Annotated in this window: 1 pseudogene; it reads right to left on the reverse strand. The window is 66.9% G+C overall.

Annotation, left to right across the window (positions count from 1 at the left end):
- Positions 1-353 (reverse strand): annotated as a pseudogene (locus tag AC1DSF_RS31545) (type I glutamate--ammonia ligase); the annotation flags it as partial.

Consider the following 353-nt stretch of genomic DNA (forward strand, 5'->3'; position numbering starts at 1 on the left):
GGGGCGTGCTTCAGCAGACCGCCGATGTAGTAGCGCGCCATGTCCGACAGGCCCGCGTAGCCGACCTCGTCGTAGAACAGCGGCGCGCCGTCCTTCCACAGCGACTGGTGGCAGTGCATGCCCGAGCCGTTGTCGCCGAAGATCGGCTTCGGCATGAAGGTCGCGGTCTTGCCGTTGCGCCACGCGACGTTCTTCACGATGTACTTGAAGAGCATCAGGTCGTCGGCCGCACCCAGCAGGGTGTTGAACTTGTAGTTGATCTCGGCCTGGCCGGCGGTGCCGACCTCGTGGTGCTGGCGCTCGACCTCGAGGCCCGCGGCGGCCAGCTCGAGGGAGATCTCGGCGCGCAGGTC

The organism is Variovorax sp. 01N429 (assembly GCF_056399425.1).